General features: G+C 72.7%; 7 protein-coding genes and 2 pseudogenes. 2 read left to right on the top strand and 7 right to left on the bottom strand.

The window, feature by feature from the left end; genetic code table 11:
• Nucleotides 1-826: cytochrome c (locus tag EYQ95_RS25660; RefSeq protein ID WP_132331976.1), on the bottom strand; the 826-nt coding region annotated here is incomplete at its 3' end.
• Between the two features lie 180 nt (nt 827-1006).
• Between EYQ95_RS25660 and yihA the strand changes: the two genes are divergently transcribed.
• Together yihA and EYQ95_RS25670 are read left to right on the top strand one after the other, a co-directional pair.
• Entirely contained in the window at nt 1007-1630 is a 624-nt protein-coding gene (yihA, locus tag EYQ95_RS25665; RefSeq protein WP_132331978.1) for a ribosome biogenesis GTP-binding protein YihA/YsxC, read from the top strand.
• A gap of 294 nt (nt 1631-1924) precedes the next feature.
• Nucleotides 1925-3289, top strand: a complete 1365-nt coding sequence (locus EYQ95_RS25670; RefSeq protein ID WP_132331980.1) for a glutamate--cysteine ligase — start codon at nt 1925-1927, stop codon at nt 3287-3289.
• On the opposite strand, the gene EYQ95_RS25675 is transcribed toward EYQ95_RS25670, so the two are convergent.
• The 6 genes and pseudogenes from EYQ95_RS25675 to EYQ95_RS25695 form a co-directional block, all read right to left on the bottom strand.
• On the bottom strand, nt 3283-3963 hold the full coding sequence (locus EYQ95_RS25675; RefSeq protein ID WP_132331982.1) for an aquaporin: 681 nt from the start codon (nt 3961-3963) through the stop codon (nt 3283-3285). The genes EYQ95_RS25670 and EYQ95_RS25675 overlap by 7 nt on opposite strands.
• Nucleotides 3960-4349: an arsenate reductase ArsC gene (locus tag EYQ95_RS25680; RefSeq protein ID WP_132331984.1), complete on the bottom strand. Its 390-nt coding sequence runs from the start codon at nt 4347-4349 to the stop codon at nt 3960-3962. Before EYQ95_RS25680 ends, EYQ95_RS25675 begins: the two co-directional genes overlap by 4 nt.
• 1 nt (nt 4350) lies before the next feature.
• Entirely contained in the window at nt 4351-4503 is a 153-nt protein-coding gene (locus EYQ95_RS26530; RefSeq protein ID WP_165924865.1) for a hypothetical protein, read from the bottom strand.
• 15 nt (nt 4504-4518) lie between these two features.
• The gene (locus EYQ95_RS25685) at nt 4519-4839 is read right to left on the bottom strand and encodes a helix-turn-helix transcriptional regulator (RefSeq protein ID WP_132331986.1); all 321 of its coding nucleotides are present in this window, start codon (nt 4837-4839) and stop codon (nt 4519-4521) included.
• Nucleotides 4840-4934: 95 nt separating this feature from the next.
• A pseudogene (locus tag EYQ95_RS25690) lies at nt 4935-5346 on the bottom strand (VOC family protein).
• A gap of 161 nt (nt 5347-5507) precedes the next feature.
• Nucleotides 5508-6227: pseudogene (locus EYQ95_RS25695) on the bottom strand (dihydrolipoamide acetyltransferase family protein); the annotation flags it as partial.
• Between the last annotated feature and the right edge of the window lie 58 nt (nt 6228-6285).

Genomic DNA, 6285 nt, shown 5'->3' on the forward strand with positions numbered 1-6285 from the left:
CCGGCGCCGGGGCTGCCGGGCTGGCCGGGGCGCGGGCCGGCGAGGGCGCCGCCGCGGTGGCCGCCACGCCCACGTCGTTGGCGCGCGGATGCAGGCCCTGCAGGTAGCTGGCCAGCGCGCCGATCTCCTCGTCGGTCAGCGGCTTGGCGATCGCGGCCATGATCTGGAAGTTCTTGTAGTCGCGCGCCACGGTGGTGCCGGTGCGGTACTCCTCCAGGCGCCGCTTGCTGTAATCGGCCATCTGGCCGGCCAGCGCCGGGTAGGCGGGGCCCGGGTTGCCCTGGCCCGCCGGGCCGTGGCAGGCGAGGCAGGCCGGGATGCCGCGACTGGCGTCGCCGCCGCGGAACAGCTTCTCGCCGATCTCGAAGAAGCGCATGCCCGCGTAGGGGCCGCTGGTCACCGGCGTGTCGTCGGCGATGCCGGCGCCGGGCTTCTGCGTCTGGAAGTAGGCGCCGAGGTCGCGCATGTCCTGCGCGCTTAGCGCATCGGCGAACGGAAACATCACCGCCGCCATGCCGCTCTGGCGCTCGCGGCTCTTGAACAGCGCCAGCTGCTGGGCGACGTAGCGCTCGGGCATGCCGGCCAGGCGCGGGTAGGCGGGCGTCGGCGGATTGCCGTCGAGGCCGTGGCAGGCGGCGCAGGTGCCGGCCAGCTGCTGGCCGCGCTGGACGTCGCCCCAGGTGGCCTTCTCCGGTGCGCCGGCGAGCGGTGCGACCTGCACGGGGGCCTGGTCCGGCACCGGGGTCACGGTGGTCTGGGCGACGGCGGCGGCGATCGCGGCGAGGCCGACGAGACCGACAAGGCCGTAGGCGCGGGCATGGCGCATGCGAGAGAACTCCGGGGATGCCGAAAGGGGCGCCGCTTGGGCGCCGGAACCGCGGAATTATCGACGGCGGCCGGTGGACGGGTCAACGCGACGTCGCCGGGGCCCGTTGGACCGGGCGCGACCCCCGGCGCAGGCGCCAGCTACATGGGGCGCGCCGGGCTGGCGTGCGATGCTTGCGTGATGGCCAACCCCTTCCAGCGTGCCCGCTACCTGCTGTCGGCGCACAATCCCAAACAGCTCCCGCCCGACGGCGGCCGCGAGGTCGCCTTCGCCGGGCGCTCCAACGCCGGCAAGTCGACCGCCCTCAACGCCATCTGCCAGCAGGGCGCGCTGGCGCGCGTGTCCAAGACGCCCGGCCGCACGCAGCAGCTGGTGTTCTTCGACTTCGCCCCGCGCCAGGGTGAAGAACCCGACGCGCGCTACCTGGTCGACCTGCCCGGCTACGGCTACGCCAAGGTGCCCAAGGACCTGCAGGCGCACTGGCAGGCCTTCATCGACCGGTATTTCTCCACCCGCGAAGCGCTCAAGGGGCTGGTGGTGGTGATGGACATCCGCCATCCGCTCAAGGACTACGACCTGCAGATGCTCGGCTACGCCGCCAACCGCGGCCTGCCGGCGCACGCGCTGCTCACCAAGGCCGACAAGCTCGGCCGCGGGCAGCAGGCGCAGGCGCTGCAGGCCGTGCGCCGCGAGCTGTCGAGCCGCTTCGGCGACAGCGTGAGCGTGCAGGTGTTCTCGGGTGAATCGAAGCTGGGCGTGGACGAGGCACGTGGCGTGGTCGCCGGCTGGCTCGAGCTTCCCTGACCGCGGCTCCGGCCGCGCGCGCGGTGCCGGCCCCGCCCAGGTCGTGCACGCCCTCGGCGGCGCCGTGCGACGCCAGCCGGCCCCGTCGCTCCCCGTCGCGCCTGCGCCGGGTGCGGTTCGCGCCGCAGCGCGACGCGGCGGGCAGTCGGCCATCGAAGCGTGGCGCGGCGCCTTGCGGCCCTGCGCGCGGTCGCCGCATGCGCGCAACGCAGACGGCCTGCCGGCGCGACGCTTCCGGCACGGCCCACCGCTAGACTGGCCGCCCTCCCGCGCCGCGGGACGCCCGAGGTGCACGTGTCCGGCCCTGCCCAAGTCAAGGATGTCGAGATCGCCTCGCGCGCGCAGCTGGTCGAGTACCTCGAATCCGGCATCCGCGCGCGAGGCGACTGGCGCATCGGCACCGAGCACGAGAAGTTCGGTTTCCGCACCGACGACCTGCGCGCGCCGACGTTCGACGGCGAGCGCGGCATCGAGGCCCTGCTGCGCGGGCTGACGCGCTTCGGCTGGGCGCCGGTGGAGGAGAAGGGCCGCGTCATCGCGCTGTCGAAGGGCAATGCGTCGGTCTCGCTCGAACCCGCCGGGCAGCTCGAACTCTCCGGCGCGCCGCTGGAGAACCTGCACCAGACCTGCCGCGAGACCGGCACGCACCTCAGGGAAGTGCGCGCCGTGGCCGAGCCGATGGGGCTGGGCTTTCTCGGCATGGGCTTCCAGCCCAAGTGGCGCCGCGACGAAATGCCGTGGATGCCCAAGGGCCGCTACAGGATCATGCGCGAGTACATGCCGAAGGTCGGATCCCTGGGCCTGGACATGATGACGCGCACCTGCACGGTGCAGGTCAACCTGGACGTCGGCTCCGAGGCCGACATGGTGAAGAAGTTCCGCGTCTCGCTCGCGCTGCAGCCCGTCGCCACCGCGCTGTTCGCCGATTCGCCCTTCACCGAAGGCAGGCCGAACGGCTACCTCTCGTACCGCTCGCACATCTGGACCGACACCGACGCCGACCGCACCGGCCTGCTCGATTTCGTGTTCGAGGACGGCTTCGGCTACGAGCGCTACACCGACTACCTGCTCGACGTGCCGATGTACTTCGTCTACCGCGACGGCGCCTACATCGACGCCAGCGGGCAGTCCTTCCGCGACTACATGGACGGCAGGCTGCCCGCGCGCCCGGGCTTTCGCCCCACGCTGCAGGACTGGGCCGACCACTCGACCACGGCGTTCCCCGAGGTGCGCCTCAAGAAATACCTGGAGATGCGCGGCGCCGATTCGGGCCCCTGGAACCGCATCTGCGCGCTGCCGGCATTCTGGGTCGGCCTGCTCTACGACGCCGCCGCGCTGGATGCGGCCTGGGACCTGGTGCGTGATTTCACGCTCGAGGAGCGCCATGCGCTGCGCGACGGCGTGCCCAGGCAGGCGCTCAAGCTGCCCTTCCGCGGCGGCACGGTGCTCGACCTCGCGCGTGAGGCGCTGAAGATCGCCGCGGGCGGCCTGCGCCGGCGCGCATGCCTCAACGACCACGGCAGCGACGAGACGATGTTCCTGGCGCCGCTGATGGAAATCGTCGAAAGCGGCATGACGCCGGCCGAGTGCAAGCTCGAGCTGTTCCACGGTGCATGGGGCGGCTCGGTGGACCGGGTCTTCCGCGAGTTCGCCTACTGAGGCCGGTCGACACGCCGGTCGTCACCGGCCAGCGCGCGTGCCATCGCGAGCCCGAGCAGCGCGCCGGCGAGCTGTGCGATGACGAAGCCGGGCACGTCCACCGGGCGGATGCCGGCGAAGGTGCGCGTGATCGAGCGCGCGAGCGTCACCGCCGGGTTGGCGAACGAGGTGCTGGCGGTGAACCAGTACGCCGCGAAGATGTAGGCCGCGACGAGCGCCGGCACCGCCGCGGCGCGTTGGCGCAGTCCGAGCACGATCGTGAGCACCAGGCCGGCGGTGGCCACCGCTTCGCTCAGCCACTGCGAGGCGCCGGTGCGCGCATGGTCGCCCCATTGCACGACGTCCAGCCCGAACATGAGGTGGGCCAGCGCGACGCCGGCCACCGCACCCGCCACCTGCGCCAGCACGTAGCCGGCGAGCGTTCGCGCGTCCAGCTCGCCGCGCAGCCGTGCCACCAGCGACACCGCCGGGTTCATGTGCGCGCCGGAGACCGGGCCGAGCAGCACGATCAGCACGTAGAGCGCGGCAGCGGTGGCGCCGGCGTTGGCCAGCAGCGCGACGCCGCGGTTGCCGCCGGACAGCTCCATCCCCATCACGCCCGAGCCGACCACGGTGGCCAGCAGCAGCGCGGTGCCGAGGAACTCGGCGAACAGGCGACGCGGCAGCGGCGTCACAGCGAGGCCAGCAGGGCCTTGACCCGCGCCTCGATGCCGTCGCGCACCGCGCGGTAGCCGTCGTCGTCCATGTCGCGCGGGTCGGGCAGCGCCCAGTCCTCGCGGCGCCTGGCGGGCACCCAGGGGCAGTCGTCGCCGCAGCCCATGGTGATCACCGCATCGAACTCGCCGGTCACCTCGTCGAGTGACTTCGACGCATGCGTGGAGAGGTCGATGCCGCGCTCGGCCATGAAGCGCACCGCCTTGGGATTGATGCGGCCCGAGGGCCGCGAGCCCGCGCTCAGCGCCTCGACGGCGTCGCCGCCGTGCAGGCGCGCGAAGGCTTCGGCCATCTGGCTGCGGTTGGAGTTCTCGACGCAGACGAACAGTACGCGGCGACGCGCCATGTCAGGCTCCGCAGCACGTGGTGGCGGGCGCCGGCTCGGCCGGGCCGGTCGCGCAGGACGCGGCGCATGCGCCGCGGGTGTCGCGTTCGCGCAGCTGCCCGGGCGTGAGGGGTTCGACGTGGGGCTTGCGGACGGCGGCCAGGGTGGTGCTCATGGCGGTCTTCTCCGGTCAGGACGTGCAGCGGGCTGCGGTGGGGGCGCAGCTTTCGCCCTGGCAGCAGTTCTCGGTGAGGTAGGCGATCAGCGCATCCATGCGTGCGTAGTCGGCACGCACCCGGATGGCCCGGCCCTCGCGCGTATCCGCCACCAGCCCGGCAGCGCGCAATACGTTCAGATGCGCGGTGAGGGTGGCCGCGGGGACGTCCAGGTGCTCGCGCAGCGTGCCCACCTGCATGCCTTCGGGGCCGGCGGCGACCAGCGCGCGGAAGGCGGCCAGCCGCGTCTCGTGGCCGAGGGCGGAAAGGCAGGCGAGGGCGGCGTCGGACTTCACGATTCGATAATTCCAGAATTATCGAAAGGCTGCAAGCCCAGGGCAGGGTGCCGCCCGCGTTCCGCATGGCGCCGGCAGGCTGCCCGGCCCGTCGCTCAGTCCCAGACGCGCGCGGGTGCGCGGGCGGCGTCCTCGCGCAGGGGCACCACGCAGAAGCGCTGGCCGGTCGGGGCTTCCATTACCCACCAGCGCTGCATGTACCCACCAGCGCTGCATGAAGGCTACGCGCCTGGCGCCGAGTGCTTCCAGCCGCGCCACCTCGGCGTCGAGGTCGTCGGTCTCGATGTCCAGGTGTACGCGCGAGGCGTGGTCGACCTTCTGCACCTCGACGTGCAGACCGCCGGGCGCGTCGCCGAGTTCGGCATAGCGGCCGGTGCCCCCGGCGTCGGGGTCGGCGATGCGCAGGCCCAGCGCGCCGCTCCAGAAGCGCGCGGCGGCGTCGAGGTCGGGCGTGTCGCAGTCGACGATGAAGCCGGCGAGGCGGCTGCGATGGGCCGCGCCGCGCAGTGCCCGCACGATCGACGCCGTCCAACGCGCCGCCGCGCGCGTGGACGTTCGCTTGCGATGCCTGGCGTTCGACCCTCGTGGTGGCTTGGGCTTGCAGCCGCCCGGATGCATGGAAGAACGGGGCCACGCGGGCCCCGTTCGTCGTACGCGAGTGCGATGAACTACTGCGGCAGCGACAGGTCGTCCAGCAGCGCCTTGAGGAAGCGCGCGGCCTCGCCGCCGGTGCAGGCGCGATGGTCGAACGTGAGCGAGATGGGCATGCGGCGGTGGACTTCGATGCCGCCCATCACCGCGACCACGTCGTGGCAGAGCTTGCCCGCGCCGACGATGGCCACGCAGGGCGGCACCACCACCGGCGTCGCGTAGCGGCCGGCGAACATGCCGAAGTTCGACAGCGAGATCGTGTAGCCGGAGAGCTCGCCGGGCGGGATGCTGCGGTCGCCGACCTGCGCGCGCAGGCGCTGGATCGCCTGGCGCACCCCGTTGCCGTCGAGCATGTCGGCATTGCGCAGCGCGGGTACGAACAGGCCGTCTTCGGTGTCCACCGCGATGCCGATGTCCACGTGCGGATGCAGCGTGCGGGTCAGGTTCTCGCCGTCGAACCAGGCATTGAGCGCCGGCACCGCCTTGCAGGCGGCCACGATCGCGCGTACCAGGCGCGCGGTGATGTCCTGCTTGCCGATCCAGGCGTGCAGGTCGGCATCGTCCACCAGCGTGGTCGGCACGACCCTGGCGTGCGCATCGGCCATCACGCGCGCCATGTTGCGGCGCACCCCCTTGAGCTGCTCGGGCTGGCCGGTGGCGGCAACGCCCGGCGGCTGCGTGCGCATGGGCTTGCCCGCCTGCGACATCGTGCTGCGCTGCGCCGGCACCGGGTTCGGCGCGCGCGCCCAGCAGGAGCAGCAGGGGGGTCGAACCCGCGGCAGCGGCGTTCACGTC

This window comes from Lysobacter sp. N42 (genome assembly GCF_004344885.1).